The organism is Pseudomonas gozinkensis (assembly GCF_014863585.1).
Classification (GTDB): Bacteria; Pseudomonadota; Gammaproteobacteria; order Pseudomonadales; family Pseudomonadaceae; genus Aquipseudomonas; species Aquipseudomonas gozinkensis.
Genome location: NZ_CP062253.1, coordinates 2,567,786 through 2,589,258, shown reverse-complemented (window position 1 = coordinate 2,589,258; position 21,473 = coordinate 2,567,786). Strand labels below are relative to the sequence as shown.

General features: G+C 52.7%; 18 protein-coding genes. 3 read left to right on the top strand and 15 right to left on the bottom strand.

Features of this window, described 5'->3' with window-relative positions; all coding sequences use genetic code 11:
• Positions 1 to 107: 107 nt before the first annotated feature.
• The 10 genes from IHQ43_RS11630 to IHQ43_RS11585 form a co-directional block, all read right to left on the bottom strand.
• Positions 108 to 710 carry a glutathione S-transferase gene (locus IHQ43_RS11630; protein ID WP_192564459.1) on the bottom strand — a complete coding sequence of 201 codons (603 nt, stop codon included), beginning with the start codon at positions 708 to 710 and terminating at the stop codon, positions 108 to 110.
• Positions 711 to 775: 65 nt separating this feature from the next.
• Entirely contained in the window at positions 776 to 1,714 is a 939-nt protein-coding gene (locus tag IHQ43_RS11625) for an AraC family transcriptional regulator (protein ID WP_192564458.1), read from the bottom strand.
• A gap of 360 nt (positions 1,715 to 2,074) precedes the next feature.
• The gene (locus IHQ43_RS11620; RefSeq protein ID WP_244142254.1) at positions 2,075 to 2,992 is read right to left on the bottom strand and encodes a 3-hydroxyacyl-CoA dehydrogenase family protein; all 918 of its coding nucleotides are present in this window, start codon (positions 2,990 to 2,992) and stop codon (positions 2,075 to 2,077) included.
• Between the two features lie 17 nt (positions 2,993 to 3,009).
• Positions 3,010 to 3,804 carry a cyclase family protein gene (locus IHQ43_RS11615; protein ID WP_192564456.1) on the bottom strand — a complete coding sequence of 265 codons (795 nt, stop codon included), beginning with the start codon at positions 3,802 to 3,804 and terminating at the stop codon, positions 3,010 to 3,012.
• Positions 3,805 to 3,843: 39 nt separating this feature from the next.
• Positions 3,844 to 4,653, bottom strand: a complete 810-nt coding sequence (locus IHQ43_RS11610; RefSeq protein ID WP_192564455.1) for a cyclase family protein — start codon at positions 4,651 to 4,653, stop codon at positions 3,844 to 3,846.
• Between the two features lie 239 nt (positions 4,654 to 4,892).
• The gene (gene fahA, locus IHQ43_RS11605) at positions 4,893 to 6,113 is read right to left on the bottom strand and encodes a fumarylacetoacetase (protein WP_244142253.1); all 1,221 of its coding nucleotides are present in this window, start codon (positions 6,111 to 6,113) and stop codon (positions 4,893 to 4,895) included.
• Positions 6,114 to 6,178: 65 nt separating this feature from the next.
• Positions 6,179 to 6,958 (bottom strand): SDR family NAD(P)-dependent oxidoreductase, encoded by a 780-nt coding sequence (locus tag IHQ43_RS11600; RefSeq protein WP_192564453.1) that lies wholly within the window; start codon positions 6,956 to 6,958, stop codon positions 6,179 to 6,181.
• A gap of 41 nt (positions 6,959 to 6,999) precedes the next feature.
• Complete coding sequence (locus tag IHQ43_RS11595) at positions 7,000 to 7,839, bottom strand: MBL fold metallo-hydrolase (protein ID WP_192564452.1); 840 nt, start codon at positions 7,837 to 7,839, stop codon at positions 7,000 to 7,002.
• Positions 7,829 to 8,767, bottom strand: a complete 939-nt coding sequence (locus IHQ43_RS11590) for a hypothetical protein (protein ID WP_192564451.1) — start codon at positions 8,765 to 8,767, stop codon at positions 7,829 to 7,831. Before IHQ43_RS11590 ends, IHQ43_RS11595 begins: the two co-directional genes overlap by 11 nt.
• Before the next feature lie 302 nt (positions 8,768 to 9,069).
• The gene (locus tag IHQ43_RS11585) at positions 9,070 to 9,819 is read right to left on the bottom strand and encodes an SDR family NAD(P)-dependent oxidoreductase (protein ID WP_192564450.1); all 750 of its coding nucleotides are present in this window, start codon (positions 9,817 to 9,819) and stop codon (positions 9,070 to 9,072) included.
• 256 nt (positions 9,820 to 10,075) lie between these two features.
• Between IHQ43_RS11585 and IHQ43_RS11580 the strand changes: the two genes are divergently transcribed.
• Positions 10,076 to 10,795 (top strand): cyclase family protein, encoded by a 720-nt coding sequence (locus tag IHQ43_RS11580; RefSeq protein ID WP_192564449.1) that lies wholly within the window; start codon positions 10,076 to 10,078, stop codon positions 10,793 to 10,795.
• A gap of 117 nt (positions 10,796 to 10,912) precedes the next feature.
• Here the strand turns inward: IHQ43_RS11580 and IHQ43_RS11575 are convergent, their stop codons facing one another.
• Both IHQ43_RS11575 and IHQ43_RS11570 read right to left on the bottom strand, forming a co-directional pair.
• A complete protein-coding gene (locus tag IHQ43_RS11575; RefSeq protein WP_192564448.1) occupies positions 10,913 to 12,034 on the bottom strand; it encodes an NADH:flavin oxidoreductase/NADH oxidase in 1,122 nt (373 codons plus the stop codon).
• 89 nt (positions 12,035 to 12,123) lie between these two features.
• Entirely contained in the window at positions 12,124 to 13,089 is a 966-nt protein-coding gene (locus IHQ43_RS11570) for a nitronate monooxygenase (RefSeq protein ID WP_192564447.1), read from the bottom strand.
• 181 nt (positions 13,090 to 13,270) lie between these two features.
• Here IHQ43_RS11570 and IHQ43_RS11565 point away from each other — a divergent pair, with 181 nt between their 5' ends.
• Positions 13,271 to 14,188 carry a LysR family transcriptional regulator gene (locus tag IHQ43_RS11565; protein ID WP_192564446.1) on the top strand — a complete coding sequence of 306 codons (918 nt, stop codon included), beginning with the start codon at positions 13,271 to 13,273 and terminating at the stop codon, positions 14,186 to 14,188.
• Positions 14,189 to 14,276: 88 nt separating this feature from the next.
• Here IHQ43_RS11565 and IHQ43_RS11560 read toward each other — a convergent pair whose 3' ends face one another.
• From IHQ43_RS11560 to IHQ43_RS11550, 3 genes are read right to left on the bottom strand one after another with little or no spacing between them, the layout of a single operon-like run.
• Positions 14,277 to 15,689, bottom strand: a complete 1,413-nt coding sequence (locus tag IHQ43_RS11560; protein WP_192564445.1) for an efflux transporter outer membrane subunit — start codon at positions 15,687 to 15,689, stop codon at positions 14,277 to 14,279.
• Positions 15,686 to 18,835, bottom strand: a complete 3,150-nt coding sequence (locus IHQ43_RS11555) for an efflux RND transporter permease subunit (RefSeq protein ID WP_192564444.1) — start codon at positions 18,833 to 18,835, stop codon at positions 15,686 to 15,688. Before IHQ43_RS11555 ends, IHQ43_RS11560 begins: the two co-directional genes overlap by 4 nt.
• Before the next feature lie 55 nt (positions 18,836 to 18,890).
• Positions 18,891 to 20,021: an efflux RND transporter periplasmic adaptor subunit gene (locus IHQ43_RS11550; RefSeq protein WP_192564443.1), complete on the bottom strand. Its 1,131-nt coding sequence runs from the start codon at positions 20,019 to 20,021 to the stop codon at positions 18,891 to 18,893.
• Positions 20,022 to 20,233: 212 nt separating this feature from the next.
• On the opposite strand from IHQ43_RS11550, the gene IHQ43_RS11545 reads away from it, so the two are divergent.
• Positions 20,234 to 21,010, top strand: a complete 777-nt coding sequence (locus IHQ43_RS11545) for an IclR family transcriptional regulator (protein ID WP_192564442.1) — start codon at positions 20,234 to 20,236, stop codon at positions 21,008 to 21,010.
• The last annotated feature ends 463 nt before the right edge of the window (positions 21,011 to 21,473 follow it).

The window sequence follows — 21,473 nt, the reverse complement described above, 5'->3', positions numbered from 1 at the left end:
AATTTGAACTGCGCCATGATAGGCGGTCAGCCCACACAAGAGCCAGCTTGACCACACTACTGAGGATCCTTCAGTTTGCTGGGAATGAATATGAAACCGTGAGTCCGTTATTCAGGGCGGGTCTGTTTCATACAAGGAAGCTCATCAAACTTGCTGAACCAAGCTGCTAGCGGTTCTCGCCCCTCTCGCCATTGGTAGTCAGGGAACCTCAAATCCAGGTACCCGAGCGCACAACCGATGCTAATCGTGCCTATATCAATACGCTCATGCAGTTGATCGGCATGGGACGAAAAGTGATCAAGCGCGGATATGATTTTCTCTTTTTGACCGTCTAGCCATGGTGCCCAGTGCAAGGCCTCAGGTCGGAACGCTTTCTCGTAACGAATGATCATAGCGGCATCCAGTAATCCGTCCGCTAGCGCTTGTTCACGTAATGCTTGCCAGCGAAGATCCCCAGAAGGGAACACTTTCTTCTGCCCAAGACTATCGAGGTATTCGCAAATGACACGGCTATCGAACAACGGCTCGCCATCCTCCTTGAAGAACGTCGGAATCTTCCCAAGCGGATTGGCGTGCACGATATCTTGATCGCGGTTTATAGGATGAGCCTTACCGGACAACCTCTCAATGCTGTCATTCAAACCCAGTAGGTGGGCAGTAACGATTACCTTTCTTACGAATGGCGACGGCAGTGCATAGTAGATCTTCATTATTCGTTCCAGCTCCATTTTGTGACGATTACGGATTGCTCTTAATCCGCTATCAATCCAAACGCTTATACCGCGTGGCTTCTAAGAACGCTGACAGGTGACTTCCTGTACTGCTTCCTAAAAGATCGGCTGAAATGGGAAAGGTTTTTAAAACCATTGCTAAAGGCGGCATCCGTTACATCCCTGCAGTTGCCAGCGGCCAATGCTTCGTAACTGGCCTCAATACGTTTGGCTATCAGCCACCGCATGAAAGTGGTGCTGTCGTCGGAAAATAATCTGTACAGCGACCTCGTGGAGAGCCCTACCCCTTTGGCAACCGCCTCTGCACTCAGATCGGGGTCGGAGATATATTTGAGAATGTACCGCTTCGCCTTCGCGAGCTTATCGTGTTCCAGGCTCCGATCTTTCGCAGAACAACTTGTCGACAAGTATTTCAAAGCAGCGTCAGCGAGGATCTGGCTGAGCATTTCCTGATCTCTGGCTGACTCACTGATCCGCGAGGATGAGAATCCCTGAAGTGACGCAGCCGTGATAGCGGCCAAGGCATCAGCTCCTTCGGACACCTCCCACAGCAGATCCTTAGGGTGGCGGTAGGATTCATCAACCAGGAACCTCTCTAGCCGCATGCTGACTATGTGAGTCATCGGTGAGACTTTGATGGAAAATCTCTCGGCTCCATCGACCATCAAAAGGCAACCCGCCGACAGCCTGGTAACGGTCTGAGCATTTTCGACTTCCAGCGCACCGGACAAGCAAATGTGAAGGTAATAACTATCACCCGCCTCATCATCAGTGGCAGCTAAATGGCCCAGGCCTAGCCCCACTCGTCCTGAACGCAAGCTGATCATCCGACCATGCGCAAAATCCTGGATCTGTTCAGCGCTAATTCCACTGGCTGCTTCTGACAAGCGAAGCGTATTGCCGTAGTGATCCCGCAGGATACTGGCGGCGTCAGTGGAGGATTCTAGGGATTTATTTTTATCTAGAAACGTACTGGCGGACATAATGATCACCGTTCAAAGGTCTGACTTCTATCGTCCAAGCGGAAGAGCTGCCCTTGGCTGCCTAGCTGCATCCAAGGCTCCCCGACTTGATTTTTGTCCGATATGCGGACATATATGGTCGATATACGAACAGTACCCCTCATAAATCTGAACGTCAAGATCACGGCCCAGCTAGCCGGAAGCAGATCAAAATGCATCTAGCTGAAAAATATGGGATTTATTTCACCCCCCTCTTAACGCTGACGCTCAATCGCCATTTTTTATGACGAGCGGACAGACCAAAAGGGAGGGTGAGGATTTAGGCGAAGGGAGACAGCCCGGAGTCGCGTCGCAACGCGAATGCCGAGCTGGAGGGATAAATCAAACGTCGATTGAGCGTGGTCGCTTGAAGCGCTGGTCGTTGAGATAGGTGCTCAAGCGGTCTCTGACTGCGGCTGCCTTTTCATCAGTCCATTCATAGAAGCCCTTGCCAGTCTTCATGCCGAGATTACCCTCGGACACCAGCTTCTCAAGGTATGGATGCGGCCCTGGGGAAACATCCAAATCGGAGATGATCACGTTGTGAATATCGAGGGTCAGATTGAGGCCCACCATATCGGATTGCTCCAACGTGCCCAGCACACCCAGTCTTGATCCGAAGCCCAGTTTGATGACCTTGTCGACCGTTTCGGCATCGCAGACACCATTGGCGACCAGCGCAATGGCTTCACGCTTCAGTGCGTGCTGCAGCCTGTTCCCGATGAACCCCGGGATGTCGCGATGCACAACCACAGGTTCCTGGCCTACCGAGGCGAGCAGACTCACCATCTCATCCCGGCGCTCAGGGTTTGTTTCTGGAATCTCCACCACCTCAACCAGCGGCACAAGGTAGGGAGGATTCCAGAAATGCATCCCCATCACGCGGGACTTATCGATCACCGGCTCCGCGATACTAGAGATCGGAATCACGGATGTGTTCGAGGCTAGCACTGCAGTCGATGGAGAATGGGTATCCAAAACTGCGAAAATCGCCTGCTTGATTTCCAACTTTTCCGAGACCGCCTCCACCACTAGATCAGCCCGTCCCACGGCGGCGATGAGGTCAGTTGAAATCGTGATCCGTGCTGACGTCCCCGCAGGGCTCTCCATCTGCTCGCAAATCTTGTCGATATTCAGCTGCGCTCGTTGAAGACTTTCTTGCGACACATCGTGCAATACCACCTGATGGCCACTGGCAGCGAAAAGCTGAGCGATTCCCTGCCCCATAAGCCCGGCCCCAATTACGGTGATGTGCTTCATACACATACCTCCTTACATCAGCGCTTAGGGCCTTCACCGAATCGGAAGGTTTGGTCAGGATCGATTACAGCAATGATGCGCACTCCGCAACCTTCACCGCCCGGCCAACGCCATGGGAAACACATGAACGTGCAGCGTTGACCGGTCACCGCATCGAGGTTGCCGCCTACGTTTTCAATACCAGGAATGCCGCCCTTCACCATCAACGTTTTGTGGCCTGCTTCCCATTCAGGGAAATCCTTTTTGGGATCTCGACCGGTGTACTCCTTGTACTCCTCAATGAGGTGCGGGTGAGTCGGGCCTAATCCATGGTCAACGAGCTTGGTGGCCATGGGGTGGTCGTTGGACTGGACGTCATAGCCCACCAATTTAACCTTCTTGTCGACCAGCCACTGAGCGCCATCGCGGTAGATACCTGGCGAATAGGAGTAGTACTCGTCGGTGTCGGCCATTTTCTTGTGCATGCCGGTGTTGATCATCACGATGTCACCTTCGCGAATCGCCGGACTAGCTGCTTCCAGATCTGCTGCAGTGATCACTTCCCACTTCCCTTTTGGGATCGAAACGACAACGCCGGTACCGAAGAAGCGCCACATCGGATAGCCCATCAGATCAGGGGTATCTTCGGTCACGTGCAGCGGTGCGTCGACGTGGGTACCACGGTGCATGATCCCTTCGAACTCGGTTTCATAGACACCATCACGAGCATGAAACTTCTTGGTCACTACGTTGATGCCTGGGTTGGACGGCCATTCAGGCATACCGTGACCCCAAGGGTGAGTCAGGTCGAAATATTGCAGGTTGGCGGACATGTTCGGTACCTCATTTCAAAGATTGTAGGCAGACGTCACTCAGTGATTGTTACCGGGCTCGACGCGGGCGGAACCAGTTGGATCGATGAGAGCTACAAAGCGGATCGGACAGGCGTCCAGCATGTTTCCGCGCCATGGGGCTGCATGGAATGTGCAGCGTGAGCCGACAAGCTCAGAGACATCTCCACCTACTTGCTCGATAGTGGGGATGCCAGCTTCCAGCAACGTTTTATGCGCGACGTTCCACACTGGGTGGTCATCATTGGGATTTCGACCGGTTTCATTTTTGTAATGACCTGGTAGACGTTTCATCAGTGGGCCACCACGATGAGCGCCCATGGAAGTTGCCAGAGGGTGGTCAACGTGTGGGGTGTCGATGGCGAACGTTCGGATACGACGCTCCACCAACCATCGAGCACCACTGGCAGACAGCCCGGGGGCTTCGCCGAAATACTCCAGGCTATCGCTGTATTTCTTGTGCCATCCGGTAACGACTACGACGAAGTCGCCCGCTTCGATTTTTGGCGTTGCCTTTTCAAAATCCTCGGCGTCGATGGTTTCCCAGCGACCTTTGGGAATGTCCAGGACAACACCATTACCAAAGAAACAGTTCAGGGGAAGCTCCCCAATGCCGATACCGCGCTGTACGAGATGAATAGGCGCGTTCATGTGCGTGCCGGTGTGCATGACCATGCGAACGCGAGTCGCCATGACGCCATGCTCAGCATGTTTTACCGAACGATACATAAGAACATCGCTATGACCAGGCAGCGAAGGAACACCAAAGCCCCACTCATGACTTAGTTCAACCAACTTAAGGCCCGACCAAGGATCTGTTACCTCAAACATATTATTCTCCTCATTAAACTTTTTAACTAAGATAGTCTGAGATTCGCCCAGAAAATTCCGTGCGAAACCGAATCAACACCAACGTAGATTGGATGAACGAAGTTCCTTACTGCATTGTTCAATCGTACGGGAACGACCTGAAGCCGGCTTGGCTCTGAATGCCAAGTGCTGCGCTGACGGTGCCAAAAAAAAGGGAGCCGAAGCTCCCAAGAGGAAATAGCCTCAAAGCCTTATCGTATTTAGGCCAGAGCATCTCTAGCGGGCACAACTTTACCTACGCATTCTCCAAATCCGATTCGGTAGCCGTCACCTTTTGCACTGCCTTTCAAAGTCACAGTATCGCCATCTTGCAGAAAGCTGCGGGTGCCTCCGCCATTAAGTCCAATAGGATTTTTTCCACCCCAGGACATCTCAAGCAACGATCCGAAATTCTCAGGCTCTGGCCCCGAGATAGTTCCCGAACCAAGCAGATCTCCAACTCGCATACTGCATCCACTAGTAGTGTGATGGCATAACTGTTGAGGAGCAGAGAAGTACAGTTCTTTATAATTAGTCCGGGCAAGCGTGGTCGATTCACCAGATTCGGGAGCAAGCACTACTTCCAGATCAATGTCATAGAGCATTTTTCTGTGCTCTTCCAAGTGCTTAAGCAATGGAATCTCACGTTCTTTTGAAGCAGTTCGAAATGGCTCAAGCGCCGTTTTTGAGACTATCCATGGGGAAATCGTCGTTGCAGTAGCCTTCGCTTGGAATGGCCCCAACGGTTGGTACTCCCACGATTGGATATCTCGTGCAGACCAATCATTCAAGAGTACATAACCGAAAATCATTTCGTCAGCTTGCTCAACAGACACCATTCCTGAAGATGGCTGACCGACAATAGCTCCCACCTCAAGCTCTATGTCGAAACGTTCACAGGGCAGAAATTCGGGATCCGCACCCTCTCGTTTCAACTGGCCCCATGGACGCTGGACTGGCGTGCCGGAAACACAAACTGATGATGCGCGACCGTTATATCCGATCGGCATCCACAGCCAGTTAGGAGGAAGCGCGTTTTCCTTCCCTCGAAACATTGTTCCGACGTTAGTTGCGTGCTGCTTGCTGGAGTAGAAGTCCGTGTATTCGGTAACATCCAAGGGCAGCAAGAGCTGTACATCTCTGCGCGGCACGAGATGGGCACGCACTGACTCTTCGTACTGCGGATTCGTCAACATCTCGGTGAGCCGAGCTCGGAAGGCTGACCACACGTCTGGGCCGGCGGCCATAAAGTCATTCCAGCTCGGTCGGTTGAAATACTTCGGGTCAATCCCGTGATCAATGTTGATCACATCAAGCACATAGTCACCAATGGCGACACCGCAGTGGGGCGCGATCCCCGGCAACGAAAACACGCCATAGGGTAAATTATTGAGTGGAAAATCGGTCGCCGGGCTGTTTGCGCTTTCGACCCAGCTCTTCAAAAGAGGCATTCCTTAGAACTCCGCGTGACAGATACAGACTTTACCTCCAGGGTAAAAGGCTAACCCTAGGCATTTTGAGCGATGAGTTTTCCGACGTATTTGGCTGCAGCACCAGCAGTAAAACCACCATCAACGGGCATGTCATGCCCGGTGACAAAACTTGCATCGTCACTCGCCAGGAACAGCATGCATGCAGCAACCTCTTCACCTCTGCCATTGCGCCCCATGGGCGTGAGCGATGCCATTGGTTGGATGTAAGGCTGGCCTGAGTTCAATTCGGTTTCAACCACTCCAGGACTGACCGAGTTGACGCGAATATTCCAATCCACAAAATCCATGGCCGCGATTTTGGTGAGCCCACGTAGAGCCCATTTACTCGCACCGTAAGCCGCAAATGCCTCACCGTGATGCGAAGCGAGTGAGCAGGTGTTGATGATGGATCCGCCGCCCCCCTGACGCATGATAGGAGCCACGGTACGCATCCCAATGAATGCCCCCTTGAGGTTGACGGAGAAAGTGCGATCCCATTTTTCGAGATCCGTTGACATCATTGTCCCTCGATCATTGATACCAGCGTTGTTCACCAGAACGTCCACGCGGCCTACGCGGCGCAAGACTTCCTCGCACGCAAGCTGCCAGCTCTCTTCCGACGCTACATCCAGCTCTATGGCAAATGCATTGTGACCCGCACTGTTGAGTACATCAGCTAACGCGCTGGCCTTTTCGAACGCCACATCGCAGATAGCAACAGCGCTGCCGGCTTGGGCAAATTTCTCAGCAATGACTTGTCCGATACCACCAGAAGCGCCGGTGATGATGGTCACTTTGCCACTTAGATCTTTCATGAGTTCCTCGCAAATTTTTGCTTAACCAGACGACTGACGAATCAATCAGCAAGCGGCACAAAACGATAACCAGCCCCGCTAACCTCCAACTTTCCAAACCCCGGTAAATCCGTGTGAGTACCTGCGATGATCTGTCCGTCTTCAGCGATTTTCCTCATAGTGCTTCGCCGGGTTTCTTCGGCTAAACCGGCGTTTACATCAAAGGAAACCCCGATACCGGTATCGGAGAACTGCCAATCAGGCGCATGAACGATATCGCCCCAAAGCAAGACAGTTTCGCCTTGGGATTCGATTCGGAATCCGGAGTGACCTGGCGTGTGACCAGGTAAATGCACCAGTTCAATTCCCGGCATCATCTGCCCAGGCGCCACCCACTCGAACTGCGGCAGAACGCCTTGGAGTCGTTGAGCGGCATTGAACTGCTGCATGACCGCTTCATTGCCGGACGGCACCGCTCCGGCAAATAGAAAATCGCGCTCAGACGAATGCGCGACGAACGTGGCACGTGGGAACAAGCTCAAACCGTCTTCATCAATCGCACCACCAAAATGATCCGCATGAAGATGCGTAAAAAACACATGGGAGATGTCTTCGGCACGTTTACCAAGCCTACCCAACTCTGCGACCAAGCGACCGCTGACCTCTGTTTCCCGACCGCCCAAGCCGGTGTCGATCAACACCAGCGCGCTGGCAGTTTCAACCAGAAAACAGTTGATTGAGATCTTGCTCGCAGGTACCTCAGGAACAGGGAGCCCACCGCCCTTCACGAGCATGCCGGACGGCGCATCAACAAAGCTTTCTCGGATGGCTGTGACACGAATCTCACCAATGCTGATAGCGCACGTATGGTCAGTTCGCTGAATGCGGTAATTAGCGTGCATCTTGGCCTCCGAATATCTTGGAAATTTTTTGCGCCCTTAGCTCGTTGGCCTTTTCGAGTTCACTCAGCACACTTTGGGGCTGCAACTGAGCAACTATTTTCGACGCAGAAACGCCGAGAAATCCCGCCAACGTCAGGAGTTCATTTTCGATCAAGGTATAAGCCCCTCGAATCTGGTAGGCATGTACTCGCTTAACGTGTCGAGCAAAGTCGGATTCCAAGGGTCTAAAGTCATTCAAGAAAAAACTGTCTACCTCCACACGATTCTCAAAAACGATCTCGATTGAAGCCTGGTGCTGCTCGTCCGGCAGCAAATGGCGCCCTACATCTACGCCACCAAAGTACTCCCGGGTGGGTGTCTCATAGGGCTCATAGGAGGTGATTTGCACATGTTTGACGCCATGCGCCGCGCCGATCAACGGGCCCAATTGGGTATGCACGTAGTGCCTGAAAGCGGAACCGGGTTCGTTGGCGACGAGCATCGCAAATATGCGGTAGCTGCTTTCGTCGACAGCGGGATTGGCGACTATGGATCTTGTAGAGCTGAATCCCTCCAGCGAAACGTTGTAAGACGCTGACCGACGAAAAACGGTGGCATCATCAGAGTCGGCAAAGATGCCCACATTCTGTAACCACCAACTCCGCTTTTGCTCGCTATCAAAGATGAACTCAGCAGTCCCCCCAAGCTGGCGGGATTCAGATAACTCTTTGTCTACAACTTCGCTTTGCCACACGCTTTTGTCGTACGGCAAAAAATGCAACTGCCGATAACGGTAAGGGCCAATAAATTCCGCAACAAAACTGCCATGGATATCGTGCCAATATTTATAAAAAACATCTTCATGGACTTCTGGGCGTCGATACAGGACAGGAACGGAACCAAAAAACGCTTCCATTTTGATCTCCAGCGCAATCTGGGCATATTGCATGCCAGAAACTGCACTCTTCAGTAATCTTCGGCTGCCTTAAACCACACTTGAAATCAAAGATCAGTTTGGTTCAACGCACTATTATTTTTGTCAGATTCCAGCACAAAATGGCTTCTAGTTTGAATCTTCAATTACAGCATAATCAGTTGTTAGGAAGGTCGCATGACTCTCACTGCCAACCAATCCGCTCATAGCGCCAACGCAGAAATCCTTTGCTTTTTTGCGCGGCTGCCAGCAATGAATCCCCCTCCAGCTTGAGCGCACTTTCTGTGTCGAGTGACGCTCAAACCAGAATAGGTTGATCAGGAGGCAGACTGCCCGCCATCAACACCGAGAATCTGACCGGTGATGAAGCTTGCACCTTCGGATGCCAGGAAATAGATGGCTTGTGCGACCTCTTCCGGTTTCCCTGCGCGCTGCAACGGAACCGTAGCCTTTACCATGCCCTGTTTGACCTCTTCAGTCCCAGTCCATCGAGACAGCATCCCGGTGTCGACTGGCCCAGGAGCAACGGCGTTGACCCTGATGCCATAAGCAGCTACCTCTAAGGCCGCTGATTTGGTCAGGCCTTCGACCGCATGTTTGCTGGCAGCATAAACTGAGGCACCCGCTGCCCCTTTGTGCCCAAGGGAGGAAGATACGTTGACGATCGAGCCGTAGCCCTGCTTTTGCATAATCTGAATTTGATGACGGAGGCTGAGGATAACGCCCAGGACGTTGGTGTCGAACGTTGCGTTATAAGACTTTGCAGTCTGCTCCGTTACGGAGCCAGGCACGCCTTCCGTACCTGCATTGTTGACCGCGATATCCAGACGACCAAACTCCGAAATGATGACTTCATGGAGATGAGCTACATCTTGCTCACTGGTCACATCCGCCTTGATGAAGGTGGCGTTGCCGCCTGCTGCCTTGATTTTTGCAACCAGCGATTTGCCGCGTGAATCATCGCGCCCGGACACCACGACGTGAGTCTCACTACCGGCAAACTGCAGCGATGTGGCTTGGCCAATACCCGCCAACGCGCCTGTCACCAAAACTACTTTGGTTTCCATTCTCTATCTCCTTTACATGGCTTTGGCACCACAGTATGGGTACCAATAGGGTGAAGCAAGTCAGTGGCGCAACCAGCAAAACTGTTGGCGCCCACAGCAAAAAATGATCCGCTGGGCCGTGACAATATTGCGAACAGATCTCAGCCAACTCAAAAAATCTTACTAAATCCCGTCAGACTGCCGAAACAAAAAAACTCTAAGCGCGTATCCCTCAATTTCCCGGGAGAGACGCCCATGCCAACTAGGAACCCTGATAATGAAACACACATTCAAAATAAAAATTGCTATCCATTCGGCACTAACAGCTCTACTAGGATTTGCACCACCGTCTTACTCTGGCGACGTTAAATATATCGATTTAAACCACATCATTCGCAAAGGCATGATCACGTTTCCGGGCACTAGCGAAGTCGACATATATGCTAAAGAACCACGTTTTGCTAATGGTGCTTACGTCGACAGCATCAAAATGTATGGAATCACCTCAACATATATCGATGCGCCTTATCACGTGAGCGAGCACGGCAAGAAGATATCCGAGCTCTTACTCGAAAATTTGGTAGACCTACCGGTCGTCGTCATCACGAAAGCGAAGAATGGAAAAACCTTTGAGATCCAGGATTTCCAGGGTTCAGATGTCAAAGGAAAAGCGGTGCTTCTCCACACTGGCGAAGACAGCAATTTTGGCAAACCCAACTACGGTCAGGACTATCCTTTCCTGTCTGCTGCGGCAGCGACCTGGCTGGTGGAACATAAAGCCAAGCTTGTTGGGATAGACGCTCCTTTGATCGACAACTTTCACGACTCCAGCGCGGTACCCGCTCACGACATTCTCTTGGGTAACGGTGTCACCGTCGCTGAGGACATGACCAATATCATGGCCGTATCTGGAAAAAAGGCCGTGCTGACGGCTGTTCCTCCTCGCGTGGAAATGGCGAGCTTCCCGACAAGGATTTTCGCAAAAGTCATTCGCTAGCCCTACCGTCTACCTCGCTTACAGCTATCAATATCGCCCTGGCCAGCCTCACACCAAGAGGCTAGCCAAAGGCAGTGACGCAAAGAGCTTTTCCATGCTCAAGACCAACCAACGCTACTAGACGGGTTGATACTTCTGCCGACGGGTCAGCCACCAGCCGTACTGAGGTGGCCAGTACTCAAAACCGCTGGCCTCGACTGTTTTGCGTGCATTCAATGCCCAATTGGGATCGACCAAAAGCTCACGTCCAATCGCCACAAGATCCGCCATGCCAGCACGCAGAATCTCATCGGCGTATCGACCGTCAGTGATCAGTCCAACTGCCATCGTGGGGATATCCGCCGTGACCTTCACAGCCTCCGCAAACGGAACCTGAAACCCAAGGGATGGCACCAGACGGCTCTTGGCATGCGACTCTCTCCAGCCGCCAGAAGAGCAGTCCACAAGATCGACTCCGATCGCCTTGAGCTTACGGGAAAACACTACGGTATCTTCGAGCGTCCTACCGCCATCCGCATCGTCAATCACTGATACCCGCACCCAAAGCGGAAGCTCTTCAGGCCAAACCTCGCGCACCCGACGAATAACCTCCAAAGGGAAAGCCATTCGGCGTTCAGCGTCACCACCCCAACGATCCTCCCGCTTATTGGCAATTGGAGACAGAAATTGGTTGAGCAGGTAACCGTGTGCGGTATGCACTTCCAGAATTTTGAAACCTGCTCGATGCGCTCGCCGAGCCGCATCTACCCATTCCTCAATGAGACTTGAAAGTTGCGGCTCAGAAAGCTCCGAGGGGACTAATGCGCCATCCGCGAAGGGGATGGCGCTAGGGCCGACAATCTCCCAAGGAACCTCCCCTCGGCTTGCGTCAGCATCTGAAAGAAACCCGTAACCGTCAAAGGCGCGCTGGAGAGCGCCTTTGCGTCCTGCATGGCCAAGTTGAATGGCCGGGACAACTCCGAAGCCCTCTATGGATTCAGCTATGCGGGCCAGCGCTTGGGTTTGTTCATCATTCCAGATCCCCAGGTCGCCGTAGGTACCCATCCCCTGGAAGGAGGTGGCTGTCGACTCAATCATGACCGTGCCGACGCCCCCTTGGGCGATCTTCCCGTAATGCACATAGTGCCAATCGTTAGCGACTCCATCCTTGGCCATATACTGGGCCATAGGACTCATGACTATGCGATTTGGAAGTGTGATCGAGCGTTGTTGAAAGGGTGAAAACAGCTGTGACGTCATTCTGTTCCTCCTGTTCCGCTACGCGTGGCTCAATCAGTCATCACCAATCGAGCCCGTACGTGTAGTGATTCCTTACAGCCTTCTGAGCATCAGTTCAGTTCGAGAAGCTGGTCGATTAGCTCTTTGACAGTAGGATTGGATTTGATGATGTCGATCCCGGTGTTAACCGACACGATCCCTTCATCCATATTGCCTTCGAGCATGCCCGGGCGCAGTCCACCCAACTTGCTGATTTCCCGATCCAGGTCGAGAGTGTTCTGCTTGTCCAGATTCAGTGCTGCCAAGCGATCAGCAGTGCGCGTACGAATCGAGCGCTGCAGAGGAGATACGAATGCCATATTGGCGTAGCCGGACGTGATAATTGCATTCTTGACGTTATCGGCTGCAGGCGACTCTTGAGTGACGATGAATCGCGTGCCGATGTAAACACCTTCCGCGCCCAAGGCAAACGCAGCTTTAACACCTCGGCGGTCATTAATACCTCCGGTCGCCATAACCGGAATGTCGACGGCATCGACCATGGTCGGAACAACGGTGAAGGTACCAAGGGCACTGGCCGGAATCAGACCGCCTTCGTCGTAACCTGTGGCGACAAGTACGTCGGCTCCAAGGGCTTCTGCTTCCCGCATATTGTCTACTGTTGGCGTCAGCGGCCGGTGGATGATGGTGCCACCAAACTCCTTCATGAACCCGAATGCCTGCTCTGAAGCATTACCTACGGAGACAAAATGGGTTACGCCCTCTTCGGCCGCCATCGTTACCCAGCTTTTTGTGAACTCGTCCAAGGCCTCACCGCTCATCAACAAGACATTCAGACCGAATGGCTTGTCGGTCAAAGTCCGCACCTTGCGAATCTCGCTACGCATCCTCTCGATCGTTTCATTCATATCGGTGGTAAGGGTGTTGTAGCCGGCATTTGGCCCCAAAACGCCCAAGCCTCCTGCTTCCGATACGGCAGCCACCAGATGAGCGTCTGTCACCCAAGACATCGGCGCCTGAATCAACGGGTACTTGATACCCAGCACTTTGGCGACGCGTGAACCTTCGTAATTCATAAAAAATCCTCGTGTAACTATTAGATAGGTGTTCTGAACCGACGGATCGAAGCTGCCGATTTCGTTTGAACACGAGGGTACGCCGCTCGAATCAATTGCAGAATCCATGCACAGTGAACTACTTTGTTATGAATTTTCGAAACAATTTCGCCCGATCTCACGGGCCGCAGGAAGGATTTGTATGGACTTCATTCAAAAGCTGGAGGTGTTCACCGCCGTGGTGGAGTACGAAAGTTTCGCTAGAGCAGCCGAGTCTTTGAGACTCACACGCCCAAGCGTGACAATTGCCGTTAACGAATTAGAAAAAGAGGTTGGCGTTCGTCTGCTGCATCGCACAACTCGACGCACCACCCTCACGGGTGATGGCCGCGTTTATCTGGATCAAGCGAGGCTCACGTTGAATGCCGTGAACGAGGCCCGCAGCTTTTTCAGTGCAAACATTGCGGAGCCCTCAGGCAAGCTACGAGTCGACATGAGTAATTCGATTGCCAGGTCGGTCATTATTCCCCGAATCAGCGACTTCCTGGCCCTCTATCCGAAGGTCGAATTAGCGCTAGGAGTGAGCGACCATCAAGTTGACCTAGTTGCCGAGGCGGTGGATTGCGTCCTGAGGGTCGGAGACTTGGCATCCACCAGTTTGGTCAGCCGTCTGGTGCACCGTACTCCTACAGTGACGTGCGCTTCCCCGGCTTACCTGCAGAAGCACGGAACGCCCCAAACGTTGAACGACCTGGAAAATCACGTAGGCATTCTCTATTTCCACGGTAGAAACCGTAAGGTCAAAGAATGGCAATTCACCTCAGAGGGCAAATCGCAGTCCGTTCGTATTAAGCCTGCGCTGATGACGAATGACCACGACGCCTATGTGGACTGTGCGTTAAAGGGGTTGGGACTCGCTCAAATTGGCAGGATGGGCATACAGACTGAGCTGGCTGCCGGGCATTTGATACCCGTGCTATCGCATCTCGACTCAGGCACTATGCCAGTGACTATTTTGTACCCGGCGCGAAATCACCTGCCGCCCAAGGTCAGAGCATTCATCGATTGGACGATGTCGACGTTTGCGGACTATGCGCAAGAGCAGGAAAGGGTCACTTGAAATTGCGAGTGCGCACATGCGGTATTAGGTAACCATTATTAGAATGCCCGACGCGCTTGCGACCGGGCATTCAACACTAGGTGCTCTCTCAGCGGATCACGCTCTCAGCGGTTTCACCTCCCCCCAACGCTTTAAAGAGTGAAATCAAATTATTGATGCGTGCAAGCTTCGTAGTGACCAGCCCCTGCTGTGAACTGAACAGACTGCGTTGAGCATCCAAGGAGTTCAGATAGGTGTCGACACCTTCCTTGTATCGACTATCCGCCAGCGTGTAGTTCCGCTGATTGGCATGCACTAGCTGTATTTGGGCAATGACCTGTTTGTCCAGTGAGTCCCTGGCAACAAGGCCATCTGAAACCTCCCGAAACGCGACCTGAATTGATTTCTCATAGCTCGCAACCTCAATCGACGCCTGTGTTTTTGCCACATCGAGATTTGCTCGATTGCGACCCGCATTGAAGATCGGAATGTTGATTGAGGGCGTAAAGTTCCAAGCCCCCTGCCCGCCTGTAAAAAGCTGCCCCAGATCCGCGCTGGCCGCCCCGCCTGAGGCCGTCAATGTAATACTCGGAAAAAAAGCAGCCCTCGCAGCACCAATATTGGCGTTGGCAGCTTTCAGTGAGTGTTCCGCTGAGAGGATGTCAGGCCTGTAGTTCAAAAGCTCCGAGGGCAACCCTGCAGGAATTTCCTCATCGACCTGTGGGGCATCAAGCTCTACAGCCGCGAAATATTCAGCTGACAACGGCTTGCCTACGAGAAGAACCAGCGCATTCTTATCCTGCTCAACCAATCGTTCATACTGAGCCTCGGCTGCTTCAGCAGTGCGGACAGTACTTTCAGCCTGACTCAGATCAAGCTCCGTTGCGACTTGCTCATCGTAGCTACTTTTGACCAGTGCATAGCTGTCGCGCTGGCTTGACAAGGTTTGCCGGGATATCGCCAGCAGCTCTTGATCAGCCTGCAGCTGGAAGTACGCGCCCGAGACCTCAGCAATCAATGAAACTTTGATGCTGCGCTGAGCCTCAACCGTCGAAAAGTAACTCTCCAACGCCTGTTGATTGAGACTGCGCACACGCCCGAAGAAGTCTAATTCATAGGCTGTAAAGCCCACACCAGCACTGTACTGATGGGTAACAGCTTCATCACCCGTGGTACTCAGGTCAGCCGGTGTTCGCTGACTGATGCCTGATCCCGTCGCATTGATAGACGGCAGCAAGTCCGCGCGGGAAATTCGATATTGAGCCTGCGCGCGCTCAATATTGAGCGTCGCTATTCGCAGATCACGATTATTTTCGAGGCCTTGGCTGATGAGTTTTTTGAGCGCATCGTTTTTGAAGAACTGTTGCCAGGTAACCCGTTTGGCGTTGGCTTGAGCAGCAATTGGCACCGACCACGATTGTTCAACAGGAGCCTCAGGACGATTGTATTCAGGGATCAATGAGCAACCACCCAACCCTACGATCGCCATTACGATAGCCGCGCTCAAACGACACTGTTTCATGACTGTGCTCCATCGAGTTGAGCCTGCATTTGAAGTTGAGCCTTGGGCCTTTTGCTGAATACCTTGGAGATCACGAAAAAGAACATTGGCACGAAGAACACTGCCAAGAACGTTGCGGTGATCATGCCGCCAATGACACCTGTACCGATTGAGTGCTGACTACCTGAGCCGGCACCGTCGGAAATAGCCAATGGTAGAACTCCAAGCATGAACGCCAGCGACGTCATGATGATTGGACGCAAACGTAAGCGTGCAGCCTCTACCGCTGCATCCAATAGAGGTTTGCCCTGCTCCTCATGAAGAGCTTTGGCAAACTCGACGATCAGAATTGCGTTCTTAGCAGAGAGGCCAATGGTGGTCAGTAATCCGACCTGGAAGAACACGTCGTTGGAGAGGCCTCGCCCCAGCGTCGCAATGACTGCGCCCAAAATACCTAGCGGTACCACCATGATCACCGAGATCGGAACTGACCAACTCTCGTACAGCGCCGCCAAGCACAGAAAAACAATCAGGATTGAAAGCGCGAACAGGGCCGGTGCTTGAGAGCCCGACAGTCGCTCCTCATAAGACATCCCGGTGAATTGCACTCCCACTCCATCGGGTAGCTGCCGCGCGATACGCTCCACCGCTGCCATTGCATCACCAGAACTGAATCCTTGAGCTGGTTCACCCATGATTTCAATCCCCGGGATACCGTTGTAACGCTGCAACTTGGGTGAGCCATATGTCCAATGGCCTGTCGCGAAAGCGGAAAACTTGACCATTTCACCCTGTGCGTTACGCACATACCATTTGTTGAAATCTTCGGGGGAGACTCGCCCCTCTACGTCGCCTTGCACGTAAACCTTTTTTACCCGACCACGATCAACGAAGTCATTCACATAGGACGATCCCCAGGCCGTACTCATCGTCGAGTTGATGTCGCTGATGCTCACCTGAAGGGCTCGTGCTTTCTCCTTGTTGATCTCGATCTGGTATTGCGGTTCATCGTTTAGGCCGTTGGGACGAACGCGAATAAGTGTGGGGTCTTGAGCCGCCAGCTCCAGGAATTTATCGCGTGCTTGCATCAGCTTTTCATGACCCATTCCAACATTGTCTTGCAGGTACATGTCGAAACCGGTCGCGTTACCCAGTTCAAGAATTGCAGGGGGGACAATGGCAATCACCGTGCCGTCTTTGATCCCGTTTGCGTGAGCTTGGATACGCTTGGCAAGCGCAAAAATCGACGTGTCATCACCTTCACGCTCCTCCCATGGCTTGAGCTCAATAAACAGCATCCCTGAACTCTGTCCACGACCAGCAAAGTTAAATCCATTTACCGTGTAGGCACTTTCAGTAACGCCAGTTTCCTGAGTAGAAATGTAATTCTGAACATCATCCAGCACGACCTGCAGACGCTCTGCGGACGTGTTAGTCGGCATCTGAACCTGGACGATCATCGTCCCTTGGTCTTCATCCGGCAAAAATGCGGTTGGAATTTTCGGGAACAAAAATACCATTGCAGCGATGATGCAAACATAGACGCAAAGGAACAGCCCTTTACGCTTGATGATGGTGGCCACGCCATCTCTGTACTTGTCCGCGCCCCGATCAAATGTGCGGTTGAACCATCCAAAAAAACCTTTCTTTTCATGATGATCATGACGGATGGGCTTAAGGATCGTCGCACACAGTGCCGGTGTGAAGACGAGTGCAACCAGCACCGAGAGAGCCATCGCAGAGACGATGGTTACAGAAAATTGTCGATAGATAATTCCCGTCGCACCACCGAAGAAAGCCATCGGCACAAATACTGCCGAAAGCACCAACGCGATCCCAACCAAGGCTCCCTGAATCTGGGTCATCGATTTACGCGTGGCGTCCTTGGGAGAGGAACCATCCTCAACCATCACTCGTTCGACGTTCTCGACCACCACGATGGCATCGTCCACGAGCAGGCCGATTGCCAATACCATTCCGAACATCGTCAAGGTGTTGATGGTAAAACCGAAGGCCGAAAGTATGCCGAAGGTGCCCAGCAATACGACGGGCACTGCCAGCGTAGGAATGAGCGTCGCGCGAATGTTCTGCATGAACAAATACATGACCAGAAACACCAGCAGGATCCCTTCAAGCAGCGTCTTCACTACCTCATGAATAGAAGCTCCAACCGTAGGAGATGTATCGTAGGGATAGACAACCTTCAGACCTTTTGGAAAATAGGGTTCCAACTCGGCCACTGTCTTGCGAACGCTTTTCACTGTATCCAGCAGGTTCGCACCTGTGGCAAGACGCAACGCAATTGATGCCGCAGGCTTACCGTTGTATTTGCCAGTAATCGAGAAATTTTCTGCCCCCAGTCCCACGGTGGCGACATCTTTGAGCCGAACTTGGGAGCCGTCCGGATTGACCTTGACGAGGATTTCGTTGAATTCCTCTGCGCTTTTCATGCGTGAGCTGCCCAGCACGGTTGCATTGAGCTGCACTTGCTTGCGAGTCGGTAATCCACCCAGCGAACCAGAAGAAACCTGGACGTTCTCCGCCCGCACGGCATCAATGACGTCTTGGGGTGTCAGCTGGAAGCTCTCAAGCTTTATCGGGTCTACCCAAATGCGCATCGCGTACTGAGCACCCAACAGGAGAAAGTCGCCGACCCCTTTAGTACGCGTGACCGGATCCTTCACGTTGGAGGCAATGTAGTTACCGATGTCGAACGCATCCATCGAGTCGTTTTCAGAATACATACTGACGATGAGCATGAAGTTGATCTGATATTTGGCGACTCGCAGCCCCTGCCTCTGCACCTCCTCAGGCAGTAATGGGGTAGCCAACTGGAGTTTATTCTGCACCTGGACTTGGGCGATATCCGGATCCGTGCCCTGGTCAAATGTCACAGTAATGTTGGTGCTGCCGTCACTGTTACTTTCAGACGACATATAACGCAAACCGTCAAGGTTGTTCAGCTGTTGCTCGATTACCTGAACCACCGTGTCCTGGACAGTCTGAGCTGAGGCGCCTGGGTAGGTCACTGTGATATTGACTGCAGGAGCAGCAATGTTGGGGTACTGGTTAACCGGCAATTTGAGGATAGCCAAGCTGCCTGCCAGCATGATCACGATAGCGATCACCCAGGCAAAGATAGGCCGGTTGATAAAGAAGTTAGCCATTAGCTGGTACCTAAGGTGCATCAGACGCCGAGGCGACAATGCATGAGCAGAATGATCAGAGTGCGGAAGCAGCCATCGCCGGAGTAACGTCGATGTTTGCGGCGGGGACAGGATTTACTTCAATACCAGTTCTGACTCTCTGGACACCTTCGGTGACCACACGATCACCTGCTTGCAGTCCGGATTCAACCAGCCACTGGTTTCCAATCGTTCGCATCACCTTAATGTCGCGAAGCTCTGCTTTATTGTCTTCGCCGACCACGTAGGCAGTCGCTTGCCCTTTGAGATCACGAGTGACGCCTTGCTGAGGTACAAGCACAGCTTGCTCGCGCACACCTTCAGCCAGGTTGGCGTGAACAAACATACCTGGTAGTAAAATATTGTCAGGGTTTGGAAATGCGGCACGCATGGTGACTGCACCTGTGCTCGGGTCGACGGTCACCTCAGTAAATTTCAATGCGCCTGACTGGTTGTAGCGCGAGCCATCTTCCAACTTCAACTGAACCTTGACCTGTTCGGGGCCCGCCATACTCAGCCCTCCAGAAGCAACTTCTCGACGCAACCGAAGCATCTCCGTAGAAGCCTGAGTGACATCGACATAGATCGGATCAAGCTGGTTGATGGACGCCAGTGCATCCGCCTGGTTGGTACTCACCAGTGCACCTTCAGTGACTGCAGACCTGCTAATCCGACCATCGATTGGTGCAAGTACCTTGGTGTACTGCAAGTTGATCTGAGCGATCTTCAGATCGGCTTGCGCCTGTAGGTAATTGGCAGCAGCGTCATCGAATTGCTGGCGACTGATTGCTCTTGATTCCACTAAACGCTTGTACCTCTCTGCCAGATTGCGAGTGGTATCAAGGTTCGCTTTCGCCTTGTCGTAAGCAGCCTGATAGGCCGATGGGTCGATTTGATAGAGCTGCTGCCCCTGCTTTACCACTGCCCCTTCACTGAACAAGCGCTTTTGGATAATGCCACTGACCTGAGGCCGCACCTCAGCAACACGGTACGCCGAGGTTCGGCCAGGCAAGTCGCTACTGAGCAATACATTTTCAGCCTTCAGGATCACTACGCCCACGTCTGGTGGTGCTGCAGCTGCAACCTGCTGTGGCTCCTTGCAACCCGAAAGCAAAAGCACGGTTAAAGGCAACACGTAGCCAATGCTTCGGGCGGTTCTGATTTTCATTTCTGTCTCCAATTAAGCGGCATATGTCCCTAGCTACCTGGACGGAACACGGTAAGGATGCGGCAAGCAATTTTAACCACATTGCGGTTTTTTAATCATAATGCGGTTAAATCGAATTGTGCAAACCCGTTTTTGGCGTCGAATCGGGCGGAGGAACCTGTAAACTGCACCCGTCTTCGTACGAAACCGCCGATTGGACTTTGAGGTCGTAGATGAGCAACGCAGAAGAAAACGTCGAAAATGACGCCAGCCGACCCGGCGGGATTCAGGTCATTGCGAGGGCTAGCGCTGTAATGCGAGCGTTAGGAAGTAACCCGAAAGGGTTGACCTTGACCGCCATCGCGCAACATGTGGGCTTGGCTCGGTCGACCGTGCAGCGGATCATTGCAGCCTTGGAAGCAGAACAGCTTGTGGAGCCGGTTCTTACAGGAAACGGATTTCGCTTAGGGCCGGCTCTTGCTCAACTGATCCATCAAACTCATACGGACATTATTTCCATTGCCCGAAAGTCCCTGGAGTCACTGAGTGAGCACCTGGGGGAAAGCGTCACGCTCTCCTGCCTAAGCGGTAAACAGAACATAATCATCGACCGTGTGGTCGCCGAGCGAGAATTGCGTGTTGTCGTTCCGATGGGCCAATCTATGCCTATGCATGCGACTTCCGATGGCAAGGCACTGCTGTCGACCATACCGGAAGAGCAGGTACGAGAATGGCTAGGCACTTCGCTCGAAAAGCTCACTGACACGACACTCGACATGGAAGGTCTACTCGCGCAGCTAAATGAAATTCGGCGCACGGGCTTTGCTAGCTCCTGTGAGGAGCACTTGGTAGGTGTCAGTGCATGTAGCATTTTGGTTCCCACATTCATGGGGCCCCATGCCGTGACCGTGGTAGCGCCGACCAGTCGGTTTAACATGCATTTCGAAAGCTTCAAGGTCGCATTGCAAGAGTGCAAATCGGACATCGCGCTGTTTGCGGGAGGTCGGTAAATGGTTAAGTCCAGCACAGCGAATCGAATGAATCCGGGCTGAGACAGCGAGCTTTTTTGAGGAGGGCATGCAGTGCATCAACCAACACGTTTTTCCTACGGAATGATATCCAACTTCCAATAAACGTTATGTTTGCGCAAGCCCTCCCCGTACTGAACAGCTTAGAAATAACGAGCTAGCAAAATTACTTTTTTGGCCAGACAAACTACGCCAAAAACCATCTCGCCGAGCCACTGCGCTCAAGAACGCCTCTTCTGCCTCCTCTCTCTGCGAGCCTCTGCCCAGAACTCGTTACGTCCCTACTTCATGGCGCAGTCCTACCCCCACCCATCAAGACACCTCCATACCCATCTCGGATGCGGTGCTCGCAACCTCGGTCAAATAGGTTGGGGATGAGGGATGGGGCATCCACCCTTCGTGCGCGCTTTAAACGATTATCCACATACATGGATAGTGTTATCGA